Below are 22,879 nucleotides of genomic sequence, written 5' to 3'. Positions count from 1 at the left end.
AAACCAGTTTGTCGTTATAGGTGTTTAACCCGACGCTTGACCTCTTCCTGCTTACCGTGGTTGAAAGGTCTGGCATCCGGACTACCGAGATAACCACAGACCCTGCGGGTCACAGATACTCGAGTTGGCTCATGGTTGCCACACTTGGGACAGGTAAAGCCCTTGCTGGTGCAGCTAAACTCACCGGTAAAGCCACAGTCGTAACATTCATCGATTGGAGTATTGGTGCCATAGTAAGGCACACGGTTAAAGCTGTAGTCCCAGACATTCTCAAGCGCTTCAAGGTTGTGTTGCATATTGGGGTATTCGCCATAGCAGATGAACCCCCCACTAGCGAGCTCGGGATACGGCTGTTCAAAGTCGAGCTTGTCGTAAGGATTCACCTTTTTCTCCACATCCAAGTGGAAACTATTGGTGTAATAGCCCTTGTCGGTGACCCCTTTTACCAGACCGAAGCTCTTGGCATCGAGCTTGGCAAAACGGCTGCACAGGCTCTCGCTCGGGGTGCTGTAAAGGCTGAAACCATAACCGGTTTCCTCTTTCCAACGCACAGTGGCCGCCTTGAGGTAGGCAACAATAGCCACGGCCTTTTGCCGTAAAACCTCATCATCAAACACATGAGTGTCTGTACCATAAAGCGCGTTGATTGTCTCATGCAGGCCAATGTAGCCCAGAGAAATAGAGGCACGGCCGTTTTTGAAGATTTCGGCAACATTATCATCCCCACGCAAGCGCACGCCGCAGGCCCCTTCCATATAAAGAATGGGCGCCACTCGGGCCTTGACGTTGGCCAAACGTTCGATACGGGTATCCAGCGCCTTGCGGGCCATCGCCAGCCGTTGATCCAAAATACGATAAAACTCGGCTTCATCCCCCTTGGCTTCCAGCGCGACTCTCGGCAAGTTCAGACTGACCACACCTAAGTTGTTACGGCCTTCGTGCAACAACTCGCCATTTTCCTCATAGGTGCCAAGGAAACTACGGCAGCCCATCGGAGTCTTGAACGAGCCAGTAACCTTGACCACCTGCTCATAGTTGAGAATATCCGGATACATGCGAATACTGGCACACTCGAGCGCCAACTGCTTGATATCGTAGTTGCAGTCGCCGGCCTTGTGGTTGATGCCGTCGCGAATAGCAAACACTAATTTAGGGAAAACCGCTGTCTTACGGTTCTTGCCCAGACCTTCCATACGGATCCGCAAAATAGACTCTTGGATCAGCCGTGACTCCCAACTGGTACCCAAACCAAAACCGAAGGTCACAAAAGGTGTCTGGCCATTGGCGGTATGCAGGGTATTGACCTCATACTCCAGTGACTGGAAGGCATCGTGACACTCTTTCTTGGTCTGTTCGGTAGCAAACGCCTTGGCGTCGGTAATCCCCCACTTGAGTGCCGTTTGATAATGCTTGTCGTAGCTCTTGGCCACAAAGGGCGCCAGCACTTCGTCTATGCGGTTGATTGTGGTGCCGCCATAGATATGGCTGGCGACCTGGGCGATGATCTGTGCAGTAACCGCCGTCGCCGTGGAGATGGATTTTGGTGTCTCAATCTCAGCATTGCCCATCTTGAAGCCATGAGTCAGCATGCCACCGAGATCGATCAGCATACAGTTGAACATAGGGAAGAAGGGCGAATAATCGAGATCGTGATAGTGGAGCTCACCGGCCTCATGGGCAGCCACCACATCCTTGGGCAGAATATGATGTTTGGCATAATGTTTGGCGACGATACCGGCCAAAAGATCCCTCTGGGTGGGGATCACTTTGGAGTCTTTATTGGCGTTTTCATTAAGCAGAGTCGCATTGCTCTGCTCGACCAGACCACGGATCTCTAGGTTCAGACGGCTGCTGGATTCACGGCAGATGTCTCTATCATGACGATATTCAATATAACTGCGGGCCACTTGTTTGTAAGGGCCTTCCATCAGCAAATTTTCAACTTTGTCCTGCAGTTCCTGGATATTAACCTCGGCCTTGTCAGCCACGGCCTGAGTCACCAAGGCTGCAACGGTCGCCGCATAGTCCTCATCTTCTATACCGCAGTGGCTCGAGGCTGCCAGCACCGCATCCTTTATTCTTGTCTCATCGAACTGAGTACGGCACCCGTCCCGCTTAATCACTACCGGCATTTTATTAGTCTCCATGTTGTTTATTTAACACCATATATAGTGGTGTTTTATTAACCAAGCACAATATGTGGAGATTAAGCGACAAATCCGCCATCAATACCATGATCTGGATCATGGTATTGGAGATGATGAATAAGAGTTTGGGATTAGTGCCAACGAGCACAACTTGTTGAGATTTTTCCCTTGACCCGGACCTGGACGAAAGCTAAGTCGGCGGGCCTAATTTACCTTTTTGCCAAGGCCAGATAACTGTTGATTTGCCCACTGGCTTGTTGCTGGCTACCGACTGCAGCAGCGGTACGCATCAAAGCGCTGACGCCACTCAGCCGCGATAACAGCTGTGGATCTTGCAATGCGGAGTCGGCCTTGGCCGCTAGCTTATTGCTGTTGCTCCCTGCACTCTCGGCGGTTTGATTTTCTCCCTTAAGCAGGGTATCCAACTGTGCCGCAACCTTATTGGCCGCCAAGGAGATTGATGGTGAATACATCATTCCCATATTGCCCATCAGGTTGTCCGCCCCTTTAAGCGCATTGAGTAAAGGGCTTTGGCTGGCCTGTTGTCTGAGCAGGCCAATCTGCCCCTGAATAAACTCCTTGAGGCTGGCGTTATCCTTAGTATCAACCCCCATCAAACCACTGCTTTGCAATCTGCCAAGTTGTTTTTCCGATAAAAAGCCTTCATCGGAGAGCCGTTCCAAGAGTTTAGGTAAATCGGCACTACTGAACTGACCAGAGCCGAAAAACTCCTTGGCCAGTTCCTGTACCCTAGCGGCTCTTCGTCCCTCACTGGAAAGAGAGATACTATCTTGACCTATTTTGGCCGAGTTCTGGCTTTGGTTTTTGCTGTCATTGACTGTTTCAGTATCGACAACCGAGAGACCATTGCCGCTGGTAAGACGATTATTGACGCCGTAGGCATCAACCCCGGACAATCTGGGATCCACTGATGAATGGATAGGCTGCATGTCAGTTTTCCGTCATATAGATATTCAGTTGTGCGTTTTTTAGCCTTAACTAGCTGGAAATAGTCAAAAAAACGCCTTGAAATACCCTGATGCTGATGATGTGCTGACTATGCAGGAAGTGTGCCCACACGTATCAGTTGCAGGCAATGCCTTTTACAGCCGCCCCAACGCCGCATCAATCAGATGTGAAGCCTGCTGCACCGCCTTCTCACCGGCAGCAATCGCCTCACCGGCACGGTGAAACTCCATAGTACCTATGTCCGATACCTTGGGAACAATGAAGATATCCGGTGGATCCCCCATCAAGCGCGCGCGCTTGTGGCGCTGCTCCAGAATATCCATCGACTGCGACATCACCGCCAGCATCCCAGGCTCGGCCTTGTTGCCGAGGGAAAACTTGTCGGTCAAACCGGAAATATAATCCTTACCCTTGGCCAACAGATCCATAAAGCCACTCTCTGAGGCGTGTGCCATATCCCGTCCTTGAGCCTGAGGCTCTGCACTATTGAGTGCCACAGGTACCATTTGCAACTGCTCTCGTCTGTGCCCATGCAGATCGACACCTATCACCAGATCAACTCCCATGGATCTGGCCACAGACACTGGGATAGGGTTAACCACAGCGCCATCCACCAGCCAACGATGGTTCTGACGCACAGGTGACATGATCCCCGGCATGGAGCAAGAAGCCCTGACGGCCTGGCGCAAATCGCCTCGGCTGAACCAGATCTCCTGTCCTGAATAAAGATCGGTCGATACCGCAGTAAAGGGGTATTTGAGCTCTTCGATCAAGAGATCGCCGATGCGGTCCTGAATGGCGCTGAATACCCGGTCACCACTGATGAGCCCTCCCCGGCCCCAACTGATATCCATCAATCCCAACACGTCCCAACTGGAAAAACTACGCACCCAGTCTTCCAACTCTTCGAGGCGTTCATTAGCATAAGCCGCGCCGACTAGGGCTCCTATGGATGAACCGGCGACCTTGGCCGGATGCACCCCCATGGCTGCCAGTCCCTTGAGTACACCTATGTGGGCCCATCCTTTGGCGGCGCCGCTTCCCAGCGCGATACCAATACAAGGGTTATGACTCTGCGTCATCCTCTCTCCTTTATATTTTTCTACCAGTCACGCAGCCTAAGCTTAGACAGTCAAGGCAGCATACACCCGAAGCCAGTACTGCTCCAGATTTTATCCGGCAGGACTCCGGCCACACACTTGCGACTTTTTTGAACAAAAGTCGCAAGTGTTTCGACACTCCTTTGACTAAATACATGCCCAGCGCCGTAAAAGCCGTTATAATGTGCGGTCGTTTTTATTGAGGAGTTCACCTTTGCATTTTTCCGATTTTTCGCTGGATCAGCGTCTGCTGCAAACCCTTAAACATATGGGTATCGATGAGCCTACCGAAATTCAGCGTGAAGCGATTCCCGTGGCGCTGGCCGGGAAAGACCTGATGGCCTCATCCAAGACGGGCTCGGGAAAGACCTTGGCCTTTTTGTTGCCAGCAATGCAAAGGGTGATCTCCACCAAGGCGCTCAGTAAGCGTGATCCCAGGGTACTGATACTCCTGCCGACCCGTGAGCTGGCCAACCAGGTCTACGCCCAGCTGCGTCTGTTGGTTGCCAATACCCAATATCGGGCCATCAGTGTGCTTGGCGGAGAAAACTTCAACGATCAGGCCAAGGCACTGGCGCGGGATCCACACTTTATCGTCGCCACCCCGGGACGGATTGCCGACCACCTGTCACAACGCCATCTGTATCTGGAAGGGCTGGAACTGCTTATTCTTGACGAAGCCGACCGTATGCTGGATCTGGGCTTTGCGCCGCAACTCAAGGCGATCAACGACGCCGCCAACCATAGACGGCGGCAGACCCTGATGTTCTCGGCCACTCTGGAACATGAAGAGGTCAATGATATCGCCGCCACCTTGCTCAATGACCCACAGCATGTGGCCATTGGCGCCGCCAATGCCGAGCATCAGGACATACACCAGCGTATTTTCCTCTGTGACCATCTGGATCATAAAGAGACGCTGCTGATTGAACTGCTAAGGCGCGAACAACAGCGTCAGGTGATCATCTTCACCGCCACCCGCCAGGATACCGACAGATTAGCCGAAAAGCTCAAACAAGAGGGCTACAGCGCCGTGGCGCTCAGTGGTGAACTGCGCCAAAGCGCCCGTAACCAGATAATGGATCAGTTCAGCCGCGGCCAGCAGCAAATTCTGGTGACAACCGATGTGGCCTCCCGCGGTTTGGATCTGGTGAATGTCTCCTTGGTGGTCAACTTCGACATGCCCAAGTTTGCCGAAGAATATGTCCACCGTATCGGTCGTACCGGCCGCGCCGGCGCCAAGGGCGATGCCCTGTCTCTGGTGGGTCCCAAGGACTGGTTCAACTTCAAGAAGGTGCAGAGCTTTCTCGGTCGCCGCTTCGAGTTCAGTACCCTTGAGGGGCTCGAACCCAAATTCAGTGGCCTGGCCGATCCCAAACGCCAGAGCAGCAAACCCAAGAATACCAAAGCCAGCAAACCCAAGGGCCGCAGCAAAACAGCGGCTAAACCGGGCAAGGCCAAGTCAGGCAGAGACAAGCGCTTTATTACCGGGGTGGATGTGGGCGATGCCCCAATGAGGCGTAAACCCGCTCCAGTAAATAACGGCAATGAAAGCGACTCCGAATCATAAGATTAACATTAGCCGCCGGTGCGGCATGATGAACCACAAGGAATACCATGAAAGTTTGTGCTGTTGAATTAAAAGGCGGCGAAGCCGTCATCTGTTTGCTGAGCGCCCAGGGGGACGTATTCAACGTTCCTGATTGCCGCCGTCACTCATTTACCTTGAGCAACCCTGCCAGTCAGGAAGCAATTCGGGAATTCCAATTCGCTTTCGATAAGCTGATGGAAGACTACCAGGTCGAGCACGTCGTGATTATCGAGCGCGAATACAAAGGCAAACTGGCTGGCAGCTCTGCCAGCTTCAAGTTCGAGGCAGCCATTCAATTGGGTAAGTTGCCGGTAACCCTGCTGACACCACAAAACATTAAAGAGCAGCTTAAACGCAATCCACCACAAGTGGACTTCAGCGGCCTGGAGCTGAAAAAGTTCCAGCAAAACGCCTTCGAAGCCGCTTACGCCTTTTTGCAAATGCGGATCTACAAGAAGGTCTAACCCCTTGAGCGGTTTTGATTATCTGGCCCATTACAGCGAAGAGATCAGGCAGCAAGTTCAGCAGCTCAGCCAAACGGACAGGCTGGGAGAATACCTGCGAAAACGCCATCCCGAGCTACACCAGATCCGCAGTGATAAAGCGCTTTGGGACTATACCCAAGCGCTGAAGCAAACTTATCTGCGTCAATCAAACCCGCTTGCCAAAGTGTGTTTCGACGACAAGATCAGCCTCAGCCATCAGGCGCTGGGGCTGCATACCTACGCCGCCCGTAAGCAGGGACACAAACTCAAGACCAAAAACGAAATCCGTATCTCCTCTCGCCTGAAACGGGCACCCGAAGCCTTTTTGCGAATGTTGGTGGTGCATGAGTTGGCACATTTGAAGGAGAAAGAACACAACAAGGCTTTCTACAAACTGTGCACCTATATGGAGCCTGATTACCATCAGTTGGAGTTTGAGCTCAGGATCTACCTCAGCTTGCTGGACGCCAACCAAGATCCCTACCCAATGTGAGTGTTAGAGCTGCATTCAAAACCGCTTAGCACTGAAAGTTTGGTTCTTGGACTTTCTGCAATATATCCAGTTGCTATCCAGCCGTTATTCGAAGCGTTTCCCGCCAATACCTGCCCTCAAAAGAACCCAAGCGTTATAAACTCAACCTTATATTGACTGATAATAGTTTTCATTTAAAATCAACTTTAGTTTTTGGTGTCAGCTTTTCAAACAGCCTTTTCAAAAGTTATCGTCAGGCCACTTCTGATGGCTTCTTTTAACCGGCTTTGGCTTGGCCAGTGATGAGGATACCGCCAAGGTGTGGAGTGGTTTATGCCCAAGATAAGCAAGCATGTTTCCAAGATATGTCACAAGCAGGCCAATAAGGCACTGAAAAAGACGCTACCCGCACTTGGCAAGTCCAGCCGCAAACGCCTTGGCAAAGACTTGGTTAGCGCATTAGAGCAGCAACTGCCCACTGAACTCTCCCGGCAGAAGAAGCTCAAAAAACCGCAAAAGAAACTGCTCAAGGCAGAACTACAAAACCGAGCCGGCACCTGGATTGCCGCCAATCAAGCTTCTGTCGAACTCGGACAACTTCACAGCCTAAAGCCCCAGACCGGCAGCATGAGCTTTGCGCTGCACCCCTTTAAGAAATCCCCCTGCGGCGGCTGCCCGGCACTCAAGGGCAAACTGTGCCGCTGCGCCCTTAAGTATCAGCAGCGGCTACAGCAGGCAGGTTAACCCTGCCGCAGGACTAGATAATTGCCCGACATTACTGTCAGTCGTCGCTGATCAGATCGTCAAAACGTTTGTAGCCGTGCAGGGAATCAAAGTCTTTCTCCTCCTTGGCCGCCTCACTGAGTGAGGCACTGAAGCCCACAGCCAATTCCAGATCGGAAATCGCCTGCTCTTCCGAGCCCATGCGGGTAAAGGCGCAGGCCCGCTGATAAAGCGCATTGGCGTTCTTGGGATCCACTTCCAACACCCGGTTGCAGATGCTCATCGCCCAGTGATACTCGCCCATTTCCATGGCGGCATCGGCCTTGTAGGTTAAGGCTTCGAGATCCCCCGGACGTATTTTGAGGATATCGTTGTAGATCTCGATTCGCTGCTCCGGCGTCTGCGAATGTTGAGCACGGATCCACAAGTTGTGTATCTCGTTGATCCGCTCAATTTCCTTGTTGTTTTCCGTAATGATCCGGCTCTTGCGTTTCAGCTCACGCTCCATCTCCTGAAACTTTTTCTCATACTGGGCGGCAATCGCCTCCAGTTTCTCGTTGGCCATCTCCTGGGTCTTATCGCGAATATCCTTGAGTGACTGCCAACCGACCAAGGCGATCAGTGACACCGCGGCGGCAATGAGGTAAAAGAAGTAGGTCACAGTCACATTGGCGTAGTTCATCGACTTGTCGGCCACCGCCAACTCTCGGTCGGTAATATCAACCGTGACCCGTTTTTCCAGCGACTGCATGTCTTGCCGTATCGACTTGAGCTCATCGAGCACATAGCGCTCCATCAAGGGCTTGTCGTAAATACTCTGCTCAGAATAAGGCTTGGGGGGCTCTTCGGCCGCCGTAACCGGCAACGCCAGGCTCAAGAACATCAATACCAGTGCATGCCATAACTTCATTTTTCCTCCTGTTGCACTCAGGTTTTCTCCACACCCTAACAAATAGGGAGGGATGGGTAAAATGAGCTTATAAAAAAGCCAGCGCTCAAGACGCTGGCCGGTGCACTCACAATAAACGGATTTAACCGAGATCCATCATCATCTTACGGGTACTGACCAATTGGCTGAACTCACGCATCTGCTCTTTGGAGAGTTGGCTGGCCATGGGGATATCCGCCTTCATGGCATTCACCGGCCGACCATTGACATGAAACTCATAATGCAGATGCGGCCCGGTCGAACGCCCGGTATTACCGGACAGCGCGATAACCTGGCCACGACTGACTCTCTGGCCCTTGTGCACCAAAGGTTTAGACAGATGCAGATACCGGGTACGGTATTTGTTGCCATGCTCTATCACTATATATTTACCGGCAAATCTGTGATTGGTCACCAGGGTCACTACACCATCGCCAGGCGCCACGACCTTGGTGCCTATTGGCACTGCAAAGTCGGTACCGTTATGAGGGGAAACCCGCCCTGTGACCGGGTGACGGCGATTGGGGTTGAATGATGAGCTGATCCTATAGCGTTTCTCCAGCGGGATCCGCTGAAACGCCCGCGCCAGGCTCTGACCTTTCTCATCATAGAAGTTGCCATCTGTGCTCTGAAAGGCGGTAATTTCATTGCGGCCGTTTTGAATGCGTAATCCCAGCACCTGACTGACACCGGTCGACTCCCCTTCTATGTACTGATCATTCATCAGCACAGAAAAGTGGTCACCGGCACGCAAATCCCGGGCAAAATTGAGCTTTTCCTTCAGCAGACTCTCAATTTTTTGAATTTCGGCGGCGCTCAGGCCGACCCGCTGCGCCGAGCGATAGAAAGATCCTTGGATCTCACCGCTGACAATCCGATTTTGCCAGACGCCTTCGATGTTGATCTCTTCAACCCCATAGCCGCCATCATCGAAACGTTTGAACAGCACCTGATGTGCGGCGTTAAAGTAGAGTTCCAGCTGGGTCAGGTTGCCCTGTTCATCGATCCAAAAGCGGATCCTGTTACCTGGCTGCAGAGTATCGAGTGCCAGAATATCCAAATCGGCTTCCAACACCTTGTACATGGTCTGCTGGCCAACTCCCGCCTTTTGGAACAATACGCTGAGGGTGTCACCACTTTGGATCACACGTTCAAAGTCCGGGCCGGCGACTTCAACAACCGAAGGCTCAGTGCTGACTTGAGGCAGCAGAGCTTCAATATCCAGATGCAAGGGAATACGTTGTGGGGTGACTTCGTGAGTCCCGGGCCATAATAGCGCCGCGCCCACCAATAAGCCTGAGCTGAGCAGCAGCTTCTTGTGTAAAGTGGGCAAGGCCTGCAAACGCATAGGGATCATACTCAACCAGGAAATTCTATCTGTCTGCAACTGTCGCCTCACCGAGTTCAAACTGAAAACCAATAGTTCAAGCCCCTGTTTTCAAGGGGCCAACAGCAAACTTATATCAAAAAAAGTCCCTGAGACAAGTATTATTCGCCAAAACCCTATGATTACTGGGTGAATTTAAAAACAGTCCAACAAATCGGCCCCATTTGCATCAAGCTGTAACCAGGCGAATGCTGCTGCCCAAGGCATGCTTGCTGATATCTATACGGCAGCTTATCTGCTCTTTCATCTCCGACACATGGGAAATAACCCCTATCATGCGGCCACTGGATTGCAGATCCATCAGGGTACGAACCGCCAGCTCCAGCGAGTCCTGATCCAGGCTGCCAAAACCTTCATCAATAAACAGGGTATCGAGCTTGATACCACCGGCATAAGCTTGCACCACATCAGAGAGTCCCAGCGCCAGCGACAAGGCCGCCATAAAACTCTCACCGCCGCTGAGAGTGGCCACCGGACGCACCTTGGAGCTGTAAGCATCTTCCACCTCAAGCTCCAGACCAGAGGCCTTATTGCCCTTGGCCCTGTCCTCTTTACGCAGCAAGCGGTAGCGGCCTTTGCTCATCAGCGCCAAACGGCGACTGGCCTCGAGCAGCACATCATCGAGCAAAACACTGAGCACAAAGCGCTGCAGACTCACCTTGCTATGGCTGTTGCCATTGGCCACATCACTCAGAGTGCCGATTAGGGCGTATTCCTGCTCCAGCGCCTGAGCGGCTAGCGCTTCTTTATTGAGCTGGGCTTCTGTGCCTTTAAGGCTCTGCATTCGGTTATTGAGCGTCTGCCAAGCAGACTCCGCCTCGGCGAGTTGCTGCTGCTGTTGCTGCCAGAAGCTTTCAAGCTGCCCAAGCTCAGGTAGACTTTGTCCGGCGAGCCGCTCATCCATGGCTTTGAGCAGCGCCTGCTGCTCAAAGCGCTGCGTGCGCCAGGCCTCTATCTTCTCAGCCAATGCCTGCATCTGCGCTTCATCCAGCTGCGCCTGTTCCAAGGTTTGGCGATCAGCAAATCCAGATTGCTTCAGGGCATCATCAAGCGTTTGCTGCGCTTTGATGGCAAACTGCTCGGCTCGGGCGCTGTCTTCACGGCTCGATGTCAAGGCCTGCATCAGCGCCTTATGCTGGCTGACGGCCTCGGTATACTGTTGATTGATATCTTGCTGTCGCTGTTTAAGCTGTTGCCACTCACTCTGCTTTTGCTCAAGTTGCCGCGCCATCAGTTCAAGCGCCGCCTCGGCTGCCAAAGCATGATATTCATTGGGCAGAGCAGCAAGCGCCGCGTCTTTACGGGCTCCCGCAAGACTCAACTGCTCTCTTAGCTGCTGCAACTGCTTTAATTGAGTCTCTCTGTATTTGAGTCGCTGCTCCACTTGCTGCTCGGCCTGCTGCAATTGCTTCCTGCAGTTATTGAAGCGGGTTTGAGCCGCTTCGGCCTGTTGCAACTCATTGAGCAGCTGCCTGCGCCGGGACTCAAGCCTGTCGATTTCGCTAGCGAGATCGGCTTTGACATAGGAGTCGGCATCCATAGCGGCGTCAGCCTTAACCTCTGTCGTAACACCAGTCTTAACATCAGCCGTAACATCTGTCGTAACATCCGCGGCGATAAAGGCCTGTAGCTCAGCGCTCAAGCGCTGCAGTTCGAGCTGTAACTCCTCTGTTTGCCGCTTGATATGACGATAATCGCTGCGGGCCGCCTCATGCCTTGCCGAGGCTTGCTGCTCGGCATCTCTCGCCCGATTGAGCTCGGCTTCACCCGGAATATCCTGCGCCATATCGGCCGGTGCCGGATGTTCCAAGCCGCCGCATACGGGGCAAGGCTGCCCCGGCTGCAGCTTGGCCGCCAAAATAGCCGCCTGGCCTGTATGCCAGGCCAGTTGCAACCTTTGATGTTCCGTTTCGGCGCTCTGTCTTTCGGCCTTGCATTGATGACCATGGGCCTCGGCCTGCTGCATGCTAACTTGGGCTTGCTGCCATTTTTGCTTAATGTGCCCGAGCTGCTCCGTCTTCTCCAGGCGAGTGTTCAACGCCGCCAGTGCCTGATGCAACGGCCCTTGGCGCTCGGCGCTTGAGAACAGTTCGTTCGCCTCTAACTTAAGCTGTTGTTGTTGCTGCTGCCATTGTTCCAGCTCAGTGCGACTCTGCTGCTCTGCCCGTTCAAGGCGCCCAAGCTCCACTAGGCCAAGCTCATGCTCCTCGGTCAGTTGCTTAAGCTCGTTAATAGCCGGCTGCAGTTTGTCGAGCTGTTCAAGCTCCCGTAGCAGCTTATTAGCGTGCTCATCCAACTCGGCGAGTGTTGCCTTGTCATCTGTAGCCTGTTTCAGACGCTGCTCGGCGCTCTGCAACTGCTTGGCATAGTCAGCCTCCTTGGCTTTAGCCTGCTGCCACTCCTGCTGGCGAAACTGCAACTCTTTGAGGCTTGGCAGCAGCTTTTCAGCCTTGCGGGCTTTCTCCAATGTCTGCTGGTGCAGCTCGATTTCAGCGCGCCGCTGCTCAAGCGCATCAAGCTGGGTTTGTAGCAGCTTGCGGCGCTCAAACTCGGCGGTTAACGCCTTGGCGTTATCGAGCGTCTTGGCACTCTGGGCCAAGGCTTCGCTGGCTTTTTGTTTGTTACCTATCGCCTCGGCCAAAACGGGGGACAGCGCGGCAATTTCTGCAGTCAACTGCTCGAGACTCTCGACACCGGCAGTTTCCAAAATCCCGGCGCGGCGTGATTGCAAGTCTCTGGCCTTTGCCTTGATTTCCAGCGCCTGCTGTTTGAGGCGCTCTTCAATGCGGCGATAGATATGGGTTTGAAACAGCTGGCTGAAGATCTTTTCCCGCTCTTTGGAGTCTGCCAGCAAAAGCTCGCGGAACTTGCCCTGGGGCAGCACCATCACCTGGCGAAACTGATCCACATCCAGGCCGGTCAACTCTTCGATGCAGGCGTTGGCATCCGTGACCTTACTGGCCACCAGCAACTCTTCAGTGCCATCGGGCATCAGCCGCTTGAGTTCCGCCTCGCTCTTTTGCAGGGTAAAACCCTCGCCCCGGCTTTTGGCTCTTTGCTGCTCGGGGCAACGACGAATGCTGTAGCGTTTTTGCCCCAATTCAAAACTGAAATACACTTCGGTAAGCAAGCCGTCATCGGCATTGTCGCAGCGCATCTGGCTGCCTTCCCGCTCGTTACCTGTGGTTTTGCCGTACAGGGCAAAACAGATGGCATCCAGAATCGTGGTCTTGCCCGCCCCTGTGGGGCCATTGATCAGAAACAGCGGCTTGTCGCCCAGCTCGGTAAAGTCGATGCGCTGACAATCGGCGAAGGGGCCGAAGGCGCGCATTTCCAAAATCAGCGGTCTCATTGTTCCTGCTCCCTGTGCAACTCTTCAATCAAACGGCTCATGGTCTGCTGCTGCGCCTCTGTCATGGCTTCACCCTGCACCTGACTGAAAAAATCGCTGAACATGTCGAGCTCACCTTTTTTGATTCTGTCGCGGCCAATCTCCTGCCCCTGCTGCCGGGACATCAGGCCCGTGCGCTCCAGATGCAACACATTGGGATAGACGCCGCGCAGTTTGCCCATGGGATCCAGCAGCGCCTGGGTATCGAGCAGACGCACCATCAGGTAATCTTCCCGCCCCGGATCTTTTTCGCCCTGTTGCAACAGTTCATCGAGCAGGCCTTCAATCACCCTCACATCCCGCCTGGGTTTTAGCGGTAGCAGAGTGATTTTTGGGGTATTAGCTGCGCTCAGCTCCACCAGAGTCACGGATTTTTTCTGTTTGTGTTCACTGAAGGAATATTTCAGCGGCGAGCCCGAATAACGCACGTGCTCGGCGCCCTTGTATTGCGGGCCATGCAGATGCCCGAGCGCTGCGTAGTCAAAGCCGCAAAAGAGTGCAGGGTCGATTTTATCGGCGCCGCCGATACTCAAGGGCCGCTCGGATTCAGACTCATTGCCGCCATCGAGGAAACAGTGGGCCACCACTACCTTGGGCAGGCCTTGGCTGTCGTGCGCCTGAACCTGCTCCAGCAAGCAGGCCATCGCCTGCTGATGACTGCCGGCATCTACCTCCAGCACATGCCTTACCTGCGCCGGCTCGGCATAGGGAATGGGATAGAAACAGGCATCGCCGTCACGGCCTTTGAGGATAAGCGGCTTAACCTGCGCTTGCAGAGGGCCGCTAATATAAAGGCCGCTGGCGGCCATTTGCCGCGCCGCAAACCCTAGCCGCTCCTGACCGTCGTGATTGCCGGCTATCATAAGCACAGGAATGTGATGCTCATTGAGCAGGGTATTGAGGAACTTATCCAGCAGGGCAACCGCGCTGGCAGGCGGGATCGAGCGGTCATATATGTCACCGGCGACCACCAGGGCATCAACCTGATGCTCAGCGGCAAGCGCCACTATCTGCTCAAGCATATAAGCTTGTTCATCCAGCAGCGACTCGTTGTGCAGTTGCCGACCGATATGCCAGTCCGAGGTATGGATAAATTTCATTGGGCGCTAAGATTGCAGGCGAATACGTGAGCCTTATGGTATGCAAAATCAATGCAATAGTATATGCGCCTGCCGAGGTTCAGCGGCCGAGTGCTTACCACTCAGCCGTCTGTCTTATTTGGGCTTAAAAACTCCACTGATATTGATCGGCCAGCAGCTTGAGGCTCATGACCAGCGACATGACCACCACCAGCGGCTTGATGATCTTGCTGCCCTTGGTGATCACCAGACGTGAGCCCAGAGTCGCCCCGGCTGCCTGCCCTGCCAGCATCACCAATCCCAGCAGCCAAACCACCTTGCCGCCAAGGGCAAAAAAGATGAGCGAAGCAATATTGGTGGAAAAATTCAGTACCTTGGCATGAGCCGTCGCCTTGGCCAGACCGAACCCCGCCAAGGACACAAACGCCAGGGCAAAGAAGCTGCCGGTGCCCGGGCCGAAAAAGCCGTCATACAGGCCCACCCCGAGTGCGGCGGTAAAGGCAAATACCCCCGGGGTCAGAACCCTGGCGCGGTCATCTTCAGTAATTTTCTTGGAAAACAGGAAGTAACAACCAATAGCCAAAATAAGAAACGGCAGCATCAACTCCAGCACGCTGGCATCTATCAATTGAACCAGAATCGTACCGACTGAGGCGCCGACAAAGGCGCAGCCAATTGCCAGTTTCATCTCACCCAAATTCACCATTCCCTTACGCACAAAGTAGAGGCTGGCGAAGAAACTGCCACCACAGGCCTGTAGCTTGTTGGTGCCGAGTGCCGCCGCCGGAGGCAGTCCGGCCCACATAAGCGCCGGAATAGTCAACAGGCCACCGCCACCGGCGATAGAGTCAATAAAGCCCGCCACCAAGGCGACAAAAAACAGAACCGTAGCCAATTGCAGAGTGAGTTCAAATGCCATTTTTTATGTTGTCGAATACAGAGTTGAAGGATCGCTATTAGACGCAGTTTGCCCGCAAAAGGCAAAGGAGTTATTCTCGCCTATGCGTGAGATTTTCTCACATAAAAAACAGCGGAGAAAACATGCTTCAGGAATTACCTCCTCTCAATGCCCTGCGTTCATTCGAGGCAGCGGCAAGGCTGCAAAGCATCACCCTCGCGGCGCAGGAGTTGTATGTGACCCACGGTGCCATCAGCAAACAGGTGCGCCTACTCGAGAATTTTCTGGGGTTCAGTCTGTTTGTGCGTCAACACAGGCAACTGGCGCTCACAGATGAGGGGCGGCAATACCTGCCACAGGTGCAGGCGGCTCTGCAGACTCTAGCCAATGCCACCGCCGAGCTGAAACGTCAAAGTCTCAAGGCGCAGACCCTGGCCATCAATGTATTACCCAGCCTGACCATCAACTGGTTGATCCCGAGAATGGAGGAATTTAAGTCACGCTTTCCGCAATTGTATGTGGATCTCACCATAGGCGACTTCGCCGTCGACTTTGCCAGCGGCCGCTACGACATCGCCATTCGCTCCGCCACCAGTGAACCTCAGGGAGTAAATGTGATCAAACTGATGGATGAAGAGCTGTGTCTGGTGTGCTCGCCGCTACTGGCTCCCAAGCTAAAGCAACTGGAAGATATCAACCAGGTAACGCTGCTAAAGCACACCACCCGCCCTGAGCTTTGGCCTTACTGGGCCAAGCAACTGGGGATAAAACTTACCACAGAGCAGAAGTTTGGCGTCGAACATTTCTATATGCTGAGTCAAGCCGCCGCCAGCGGCATGGGAGCGGCGCTGATCCCGCGTTTCTTTATCGAAGATCAGCTCAAGGCCGGCACTCTGGTGATCCCCTTTGAAGCACCCTTTGTCAGCCCCTACAGCTATTATCTGTTGACCCCCAAGTCCAGCGGCCTGCCACGTAAGTCGGCATTATTTATCGATTGGTTGCTGTCTGAGTTTGCGCCTTATCGTAAATGAGGCTAAAAGCAGAACAAGCCAATAAAAAGCCACCCAAATTCGGGTGGCCTAGGGGGAATGGTTCTTGCTAAGGACTAGGCCATTTGCCGTGAGCCGCGCCTTGCATCCGAGTCTGTAAGTCGACGCAGACCACTGACGGGACTCGTTCGCACCTTCCTTAGCGATAACTCACTATCTTCAGTGGTGGCAGTGGTCGTCGCACTCATGCTCATCATCGGCAAACTCGTCATCGCCGTCCTGATGCTGCATCACACCCCAGCCATCTGTCATACCATCAAACTCGGCGGCAAAGCTGTTCAGTTCGGTTTCGCGCGCCACCAATGCCTGATACTCGGGCACCATATTGATGCAGACAATCAGCTCCCACTTTTCTATCTCTTCGTTGAACTGCAGCTCAACTTCGCCTGCCTGCTCGGATTGGCTCAAATCTTCCAATGCCGATTCAGCGTCGCGCTGATCATCAAACACCAGGAAAAAGTCCACATCCAAAGGCTTGCTCAGGTCGATACCCGACTCCTGCATTGCCTGCAGCATCTTGCCGTTGTCATCATCTGGAAATTGCATTTTGTTCCCCTTGCGCTTATTGCGCCGCCACTATTTTAACCGTTTCGCCATTGAAGTTGACCAGATCGCCTGGCAGCAATTTCTTGCGCTTGCGGGTTTCAACCTCGTTATTGACCAGCACCAGCCCTTCGGCAATCACATGCTTGGCCTCGGCGCCGGCACTGGTCATGCCTTCTGCCTTCAGCACCTTATAAAGCTCAATATACTCATCGCCGCTATTGAGGGTGAATTCGCTCATTTTCTGTGTCACTGTGACCTTGCCTTGCTGGAATTGACTCGATTTGGGGCGGATTATAGCAGCAAGCATCCGCTTGGGGGAGAGAAGTCAACGACGCTCATCACTGAGCAGGCCATAAGCTCTGTCATCCACCCAAAGACCGCCGATACGGAAGTTGTGCCGCAATATTCCCTCAAGCTCGAAGCCGCACTTCTCCATGACCTTGGCCGAAGCCAGATTATCATTGGCGCAGTGACCGATGAACTTATGAATATTGAAGCTCAAACAGCCCCAATCTATGACCCCGCGCAGCGACTCCGTGGCATAACCCTTCCCCTGCATATCCGGATGCAACAGGTAACCCACCTCGGCCTGCGCCAGTTCGAGATCGACGCAGTAAAAGCCGGTCAAGCCGACAAAATAGCCACTGCCCAGTTCTTCAATCACCAGCGTCAGCCAGTCGCCGGACTCGTAACGCCAAGGCTGGCTTCGCTGCTCAAACTTGGCTTTGAGCAGTGGTTCGGGTTCGGGATCTCTAACAAAGCGGCCCACCTCAGGATCGCAATGCAGTGCCAGAAACGCCGGCCAATCTTGCTCCTTCAGAGTCCTGAGCCTGAGTCTATCGGTATAGATTTCTATCACTTGCTTAAACTCTTACAGCTTAACCGCGACTGGTAACTTCAAGCAGGTGAAAACCAAAAGCCGTTTTGACCGGCCCCTGTACTTCATTGAGCGGCGCGCTGAACACCACTTCATCAAACTCACGCACCATCATACCCGGGCCAAATGAGCCCAGCTCGCCGCCTTGAGCTCCAGAAGGACAAGCAGAATGTTTACGAGCCAGCTCGGCAAAATCGGCGCCATCGATAATCTGTTGTTTCAAGCTGGCGCATTCCTCTTCGGTTTTTACCAGTAGATGTCTTGCTGTTGCCTGTACCATAATTTGCTCCTCAGTAATCTTGGCCAAGTGGCCTTTTTTCGGTCGGTCACCGAACAAACCCGGCCAGTATAATATCATTCTGTGTCAGAAGTTAACTGACACAACAATAATGGTAAGCCGTGAGTCGAAGATAAAAAACGCCGTCAGATGACGGCGTTTTGAGCTTGCTTATCAAAGACTCGACTTAAATTCAGTCTCAGGCTGATGCTTTTTGCTTCAGCTGCTTTTCTATCCAGAGATCTATCTTGGCTTCCATCACCGCCATGGGTAAGGAACCTGTGGTAAGGATTTGATCGTGGAAGGCCTTGAGGTCGAAATTATCCCCCAGGGCTTTCTCGGCCCGGGCTCTGAGCTCCAGGATCTTCAGCTGACCGACTTTATAAGACAGTGCCTGACCAGGAATTGCCATATAGCGCTCCACCTCGGCGATGATGTCGCTTTCCGCCAGTGGAGAGTTGTCTTTCATATACTGAATCGCCTGTTCACGGCTCCAGCCCTTGGCATGCAGGCCAGTATCCACCACCAGGCGCATCGCCCGCAGCATTTCATCCGAGAGCTTGCCGAAATACTGGTACGGATCTTCAAACAAACCCATCTCTATTCCAAGATATTCAGCATAGAGGGCCCAGCCCTCTTCAAAGGCGGTGTAACCGCTGAAACGTTGGAACTCAGGCACGCCCTGCAGCTCTTGCTTGATGGCTATTTGGAAGTGGTGACCCGGCGCAGCTTCATGCAATGACAAAGTAGTCATGCCCCACTTGGGCTGAGCTTTCAGGTTATAGGTATTGATGTAAAACACCCCTGGACGACTGCCATCGACGGCCGGTGCTTCATAGGAGGCTCCGGCGGCCGATTTTTCACGGAAGCTTTCAACCGGCTTCACCACATAGTCGGCCTTGGGCATCACATTGAAGTAACCTGGCAGTACGGCATTGATCTTGTCCTTGAGCACCATATAGCCGTCAATTAAGCCCTGCCTGTCACTGAAGAAGTACTCTGGCTCGGATGACAGTGAAGCAAAGAAGGCCTTGAGATCACCTTCAAAACCCACTTGCTGGCGCACCTTGTCCATTTCATCGAGGATCCGCGCCACTTCCTTGAGGCCGATTTGGTGAATATCGTCCACCGCCATAGTGGTTGTGGTATGAGCATTGGCCAGATGTTGATACCAGACTTTACCGTTAGGCAGCGCCCACCAACCGTCAGTGGCCCGCGAGGCCGGCAGATAGGTTTGCTCAAAATATTGCTTGAGAGAAGCGATAGCCGGCAGCAATTCTTGACTGATCATCTGCTGATATTCTTGCTCAATCAAGGCGCGTTCGGCGGCGTTGAAACTCTCAGGCATCTTGGTCACCGGGGCGTAGAAGATACTGTCTTGAGGCTTGTCCACCAACTGTGCCTGCAACTGAGGGATAAGCCGCTCGACCAATACCCGTGGCAGCACAACCTTGCTGGCAATGCCCTCATCCATACGTTGTTTCGCCAGTTCAGTCCAATTGACAAAACCTTTCACCCTCTGCTGCCAGTTGGCGTAATCCTGCGGGGTATTGAAAGGCTGGGCACTCTCACCGCTGCCAAGCTGCACCATGGTAATCACTGTGCTGTAGAACTGGCTTATTGGCATAAAACGGCTGGGGAAGGTTTCATCCACCAACGCCATATCCCTGTCATAGACAAACATGTCGTAACTGAGTTGCAACTGTTCGGGCAAGGCTTGTCTGTCTATGGTCTTAGCCTGGGCGGCGTAGCGGCTGTTGAGTTCATGACGCTGTTTGAGGTAGGCCTCGGATAGGTCGCCACCGAAAGTATCGTTATAGTCATTGATCCCAACAAAGGTGGCATAGATGGGCTCAAGCTTGAGGTAGTCCTTGAAGAACTGATCCACCATGGCGAGATAAGCCTGCTCTGCCGTTTGTACCATTACCGCAGCGGGCTGTTGCTCCGCCTGAGGCTGAGTCACCAAACTGCTCTCCTCTTTGGAGCAACCGCTCAACGCCAAAATAATAGAGCACAGCAAAAACCCTTTTTTCATTGTCGTCATTCTCCTGTCACAACTCAGTAGATGGATTGGTTAACTATACTTGTAACATTCATTAGCTCGGAGCCAACCCATGATTTATTCCTTCAGTAACTCGGGTTTCAGGGATCCGGAAACCGGGGTCTATAACCGGACCTATTTTATGGAAGTCTTCCACCGCGAATGGTATCGCCATCTGCGGGATCACCAGAGTCTGGCGCTATTGTATCTTTGCCCTCACATACATGAAACAGTTAACCAACCTCACCTGCTGGAATTCTTTGCCAAACAGATACAAGAAGCCTTGCTGCGCAATACCGACCTATTGGGACGCATGAACCACCATCTGTTCGCCCTCGGCCTGTTCAACGTCGATAAGATGGGGACAGAGAAAGTGATTGAACGGATTAACGAAAAAATAAAGGCCTTCAGCGAAGAGTACAGTAAGTTTCATCACTTGCAGCTGGATTATCGCCTTGCGGCCTGCATCTGCTTACCCAATAAAGAGTTGAAACCCGAGACCTTGTTTATTGATGTCGAAGCCTTGAGTCATCAGCTAGAAGAGCAGGACAGCACGCTTTCACGTGTCAAGGAAGTACACTGACTCGCTGACAATAAAAAAGCCCCTTACGGGGCTTTTCACTGGCATAACATTAGAGTGAAACGTTGTGGATCCGCGCTTTCTCTTTTATGTATGACAAGTAGCTAGTGGCGCTGCGAGCCGTCTTGGAATCTTTGGAAGCCAATTCGGCACGGCGGTAAGCCGACTTATAGTCTTTCAGGTTCAAGTAGGCCAGTGCCAGCTCAAACTGAGCTTCACCTGGGTTTTCCAGTCCGGCATCCAGCGCTTGCTTGAATACTGGAATCGCTTCCTTGAACTGCTGATCCAAGGCCAGCAGACGGCCTTGTTTCAGGTACAGCTTGCCATCGTTACCGGCAGCAGCTGCTTGACCATAATAGGCCGCGGCCTTCTTCAGCTCCTTGGCGTTGTGGAAGAAACCGGCCAACATGGACAGGTTTTTCTCACTTTTTTCGATAAGCCCTTGTTTCATATGCTTCTCGAAAATCACAGCGCCGCGATAAGCCGAACCTTTGGACGCCAACAGTTGCGACAGACGAGTGATGTTATCAGCGGTTTCCAGGAAACCGTTCTGATAGGCCAGATCGTATGTCACTGTAGCCTTGTCAAAGTTCTCGGTCAGCAGATAGAGCTGAGCCAACTGAACCCAAAGACGCTTATCGTCCTGAAACAGGGGGACCATAGTTTCCAGAACACCAACCGCTTTCTTGTACTGCTTGAGGTTGAAGTAAGCCTGGAACTTAAGCTGGTAAAGATTCTTGTCGGGCGTTTCGGCCAGTGACAAACCTTTGTCCGCGGTTTTCAGCACGTTCTGATAGTCTTTCAGCTCTGTATAGGCGATACCGATACGACGGTAGACCACAGGATCTTGTTTACAGGAGAAGTCCATCCACTTGTTATAGTAAGTGATAGCTTCTTTAAACTTCTTCTCCTGCAGCAGCAGATCCGCATACAACTTCAGCGTTGCACTGTGATCGGTTCCACCGAGTATATCGGCTTCTACTGCCTGCTTCAGGTACTTGATGGAGGTACCCATCTGACCTTTTTCAGCGTAGAAGTTACCGAGCATACGGGCGATATAGGCCTTGTCGAAGTCATTACGGGCGTTGGCTTCCAGCAATACTGCGATTGCTTCGTCCAGATTACCGTCCTGATAGGCTTCAAAGGATCTCTGTACCTTTTTGGCAGCAGTTTGACCCACAGCCTTGGCCTGACGCTGGTCGATAGGACACTTCTCAGCGGCCTGGGCGATTGGCGCCATCAGCACTGCACTACCCGACAAAGTCAACAGCATGGCTGCAGCAAGCTTATTCACTTTTTGCATCTTATCTGTCTCCTTGGTTCAGGGTGAAGTCCAGCTGAACTGTCATACCGGGTTGCTTCATCGGCTTACCGTCAACAATCTTCGGCTTGTACTTCCACTTCTTCAGTGCACGAACCGCTTCACGATCAAAGATCCTTCTCGGTTCAGCCTGGATAACTTCAACATCATCAACACCACCGAGTTCGTTGATAGTAAAGCGAAGTTGTACCCAACCTTCTTTACCATCACGCGCCGCAGCAATGGGATACTGAGGTTCAATCCGCACGATAGGTGTTGCATCACCATCGCGGGTCATCATGTTGCCCAGCTTAAAGCCTGTACTTGGACCGCCTGCTTCTACTCCACCCATATTGAATGACATATTGGTATCAATATCAGAAGAGCTATCCGGTGGCGTTTCCGCTGGCTTCGGTGGCTGCTCTGGTGGTGGGGGTGGCTTAGGTGTCACCCTTGGTTTCTTCTGTGCCTTCGAATCCTGCTTGTCCATTGTGATCTCGATAACTGGCGTTTCGGTTGAGGTGTCGCCACGTTGAGCGCCACCTCCGACCAGGAATGCCATAAACCAGAACAGACCAAAAGTCACAGCAGCACCAATAATGATAGATACTAGTGCTCTTAACATATCAGTCGTTCCCCGCAGATACCGAGACCTTATCAATACCAGCAGCCTTCACCTGATCCAGTACTTTAACAACCAAGCCGTGTTGGGCTTCTTTGTCTGCCTGGATCAGAACGGCGGCTTCTGGTGCCTCTGCCAACATACGTTCTACGTTAGCGGTTACTCGTTCAATATCAACCTGACGGTTTTCCATCATAATTACGCCGGTTTTACTGACGCCGATAAAGATGTTCGCCGAAGGTTTTGAAGTCGCTGTGGACGCCTTGGGTTTGTTGTAGTCCAAACCGGATGGCTTCACAAACGAGGTGGTCACAATGAAGAAGATCAGCATGATGAACACGATGTCGAGCATCGGGGTCATATCGATCTGTGCTTCCTCTTCTACACTGGAATGCTTCTTACGTGCCATGTTCAATC

General features: G+C 52.7%; 22 protein-coding genes. 6 read left to right on the top strand and 16 right to left on the bottom strand.

Annotated elements, in window-relative coordinates; translation table 11 throughout:
• Window positions 1–14 precede the first annotated feature (14 nt).
• From nrdD to rssA, 3 genes are all read right to left on the bottom strand, one after another.
• Entirely contained in the window at window positions 15–2,132 is a 2,118-nt protein-coding gene (gene nrdD, locus CBE72_RS18190) for an anaerobic ribonucleoside-triphosphate reductase (protein WP_100145585.1), read from the bottom strand.
• A gap of 224 nt (window positions 2,133–2,356) precedes the next feature.
• Window positions 2,357–3,097, bottom strand: a complete 741-nt coding sequence (locus CBE72_RS18185) for a hypothetical protein (protein WP_100145583.1) — start codon at window positions 3,095–3,097, stop codon at window positions 2,357–2,359.
• A 153-nt stretch (window positions 3,098–3,250) separates the two neighbouring features.
• Entirely contained in the window at window positions 3,251–4,198 is a 948-nt protein-coding gene (rssA, locus tag CBE72_RS18180; protein WP_100145581.1) for a patatin-like phospholipase RssA, read from the bottom strand.
• 232 nt (window positions 4,199–4,430) lie between these two features.
• On the opposite strand from rssA, the gene CBE72_RS18175 reads away from it, so the two are divergent.
• From CBE72_RS18175 to CBE72_RS18160, 4 genes are all read left to right on the top strand, one after another.
• A complete protein-coding gene (locus tag CBE72_RS18175; protein ID WP_100145578.1) occupies window positions 4,431–5,786 on the top strand; it encodes a DEAD/DEAH box helicase in 1,356 nt (451 codons plus the stop codon).
• 47 nt (window positions 5,787–5,833) lie between these two features.
• Entirely contained in the window at window positions 5,834–6,271 is a 438-nt protein-coding gene (locus CBE72_RS18170) for a DUF3010 family protein (RefSeq protein WP_100145576.1), read from the top strand.
• 4 nt (window positions 6,272–6,275) lie between these two features.
• Window positions 6,276–6,785 (top strand): M48 metallopeptidase family protein, encoded by a 510-nt coding sequence (locus tag CBE72_RS18165; RefSeq protein ID WP_100145574.1) that lies wholly within the window; start codon window positions 6,276–6,278, stop codon window positions 6,783–6,785.
• A 312-nt stretch (window positions 6,786–7,097) separates the two neighbouring features.
• Window positions 7,098–7,508, top strand: a complete 411-nt coding sequence (locus CBE72_RS18160; protein WP_100145572.1) for a hypothetical protein — start codon at window positions 7,098–7,100, stop codon at window positions 7,506–7,508.
• 37 nt (window positions 7,509–7,545) lie between these two features.
• Here CBE72_RS18160 and CBE72_RS18155 read toward each other — a convergent pair whose 3' ends face one another.
• The 5 genes from CBE72_RS18155 to CBE72_RS18135 form a co-directional block, all read right to left on the bottom strand.
• Entirely contained in the window at window positions 7,546–8,397 is an 852-nt protein-coding gene (locus CBE72_RS18155; protein WP_100145570.1) for a TPR end-of-group domain-containing protein, read from the bottom strand.
• A gap of 121 nt (window positions 8,398–8,518) precedes the next feature.
• A complete protein-coding gene (locus CBE72_RS18150) occupies window positions 8,519–9,802 on the bottom strand; it encodes a peptidoglycan DD-metalloendopeptidase family protein (RefSeq protein ID WP_373289258.1) in 1,284 nt (427 codons plus the stop codon).
• 169 nt (window positions 9,803–9,971) lie between these two features.
• Window positions 9,972–13,154, bottom strand: coding sequence for an AAA family ATPase (locus CBE72_RS18145; RefSeq protein WP_100145566.1), 3,183 nt, complete (start codon window positions 13,152–13,154; stop codon window positions 9,972–9,974).
• Complete coding sequence (locus CBE72_RS18140) at window positions 13,151–14,293, bottom strand: exonuclease SbcCD subunit D (protein WP_100145564.1); 1,143 nt, start codon at window positions 14,291–14,293, stop codon at window positions 13,151–13,153. Before CBE72_RS18140 ends, CBE72_RS18145 begins: the two co-directional genes overlap by 4 nt.
• Window positions 14,294–14,417: 124 nt before the next feature.
• Window positions 14,418–15,191: a TSUP family transporter gene (locus tag CBE72_RS18135; protein WP_100145562.1), complete on the bottom strand. Its 774-nt coding sequence runs from the start codon at window positions 15,189–15,191 to the stop codon at window positions 14,418–14,420.
• Between the two features lie 122 nt (window positions 15,192–15,313).
• Between CBE72_RS18135 and gcvA the strand changes: the two genes are divergently transcribed.
• Entirely contained in the window at window positions 15,314–16,201 is an 888-nt protein-coding gene (gene gcvA / locus CBE72_RS18130) for a transcriptional regulator GcvA (protein ID WP_100145560.1), read from the top strand.
• A gap of 177 nt (window positions 16,202–16,378) precedes the next feature.
• Here gcvA and CBE72_RS18125 read toward each other — a convergent pair whose 3' ends face one another.
• From CBE72_RS18125 to CBE72_RS18105, 5 genes are all read right to left on the bottom strand, one after another.
• A complete protein-coding gene (locus CBE72_RS18125; RefSeq protein WP_100145558.1) occupies window positions 16,379–16,765 on the bottom strand; it encodes a ribonuclease E inhibitor RraB in 387 nt (128 codons plus the stop codon).
• 16 nt (window positions 16,766–16,781) lie between these two features.
• Complete coding sequence (locus CBE72_RS18120) at window positions 16,782–17,003, bottom strand: RNA-binding S4 domain-containing protein (RefSeq protein WP_100145556.1); 222 nt, start codon at window positions 17,001–17,003, stop codon at window positions 16,782–16,784.
• An 87-nt stretch (window positions 17,004–17,090) separates the two neighbouring features.
• A complete protein-coding gene (locus CBE72_RS18115) occupies window positions 17,091–17,624 on the bottom strand; it encodes a GNAT family N-acetyltransferase (protein WP_100145554.1) in 534 nt (177 codons plus the stop codon).
• 19 nt (window positions 17,625–17,643) lie between these two features.
• Window positions 17,644–18,000 (bottom strand): peptidylprolyl isomerase, encoded by a 357-nt coding sequence (locus CBE72_RS18110; RefSeq protein WP_478010480.1) that lies wholly within the window; start codon window positions 17,998–18,000, stop codon window positions 17,644–17,646.
• 118 nt (window positions 18,001–18,118) lie between these two features.
• Window positions 18,119–19,954: a DUF885 domain-containing protein gene (locus CBE72_RS18105; protein ID WP_100145552.1), complete on the bottom strand. Its 1,836-nt coding sequence runs from the start codon at window positions 19,952–19,954 to the stop codon at window positions 18,119–18,121.
• A gap of 79 nt (window positions 19,955–20,033) precedes the next feature.
• On the opposite strand from CBE72_RS18105, the gene CBE72_RS18100 reads away from it, so the two are divergent.
• A complete protein-coding gene (locus tag CBE72_RS18100) occupies window positions 20,034–20,543 on the top strand; it encodes a diguanylate cyclase domain-containing protein (protein WP_100145550.1) in 510 nt (169 codons plus the stop codon).
• 49 nt (window positions 20,544–20,592) lie between these two features.
• Here CBE72_RS18100 and CBE72_RS18095 read toward each other — a convergent pair whose 3' ends face one another.
• The 3 genes from CBE72_RS18095 to CBE72_RS18085 are packed head-to-tail and all read right to left on the bottom strand — an operon-like array spanning window position 20,593 to window position 22,871.
• Complete coding sequence (locus CBE72_RS18095; protein ID WP_100145548.1) at window positions 20,593–21,843, bottom strand: tetratricopeptide repeat protein; 1,251 nt, start codon at window positions 21,841–21,843, stop codon at window positions 20,593–20,595.
• Between the two features lies 1 nt (window position 21,844).
• A complete protein-coding gene (locus tag CBE72_RS18090; RefSeq protein ID WP_100145546.1) occupies window positions 21,845–22,465 on the bottom strand; it encodes an energy transducer TonB in 621 nt (206 codons plus the stop codon).
• A 1-nt stretch (window position 22,466) separates the two neighbouring features.
• Window positions 22,467–22,871: an ExbD/TolR family protein gene (locus CBE72_RS18085; RefSeq protein ID WP_025011238.1), complete on the bottom strand. Its 405-nt coding sequence runs from the start codon at window positions 22,869–22,871 to the stop codon at window positions 22,467–22,469.
• Between the last annotated feature and the right edge of the window lie 8 nt (window positions 22,872–22,879).

This window comes from Shewanella carassii, from assembly GCF_002777975.1.
GTDB classification, from domain to species: Bacteria; Pseudomonadota; Gammaproteobacteria; order Enterobacterales; family Shewanellaceae; genus Shewanella; species Shewanella carassii.
This window is presented reverse-complemented; position numbering and strand designations above follow the sequence as displayed.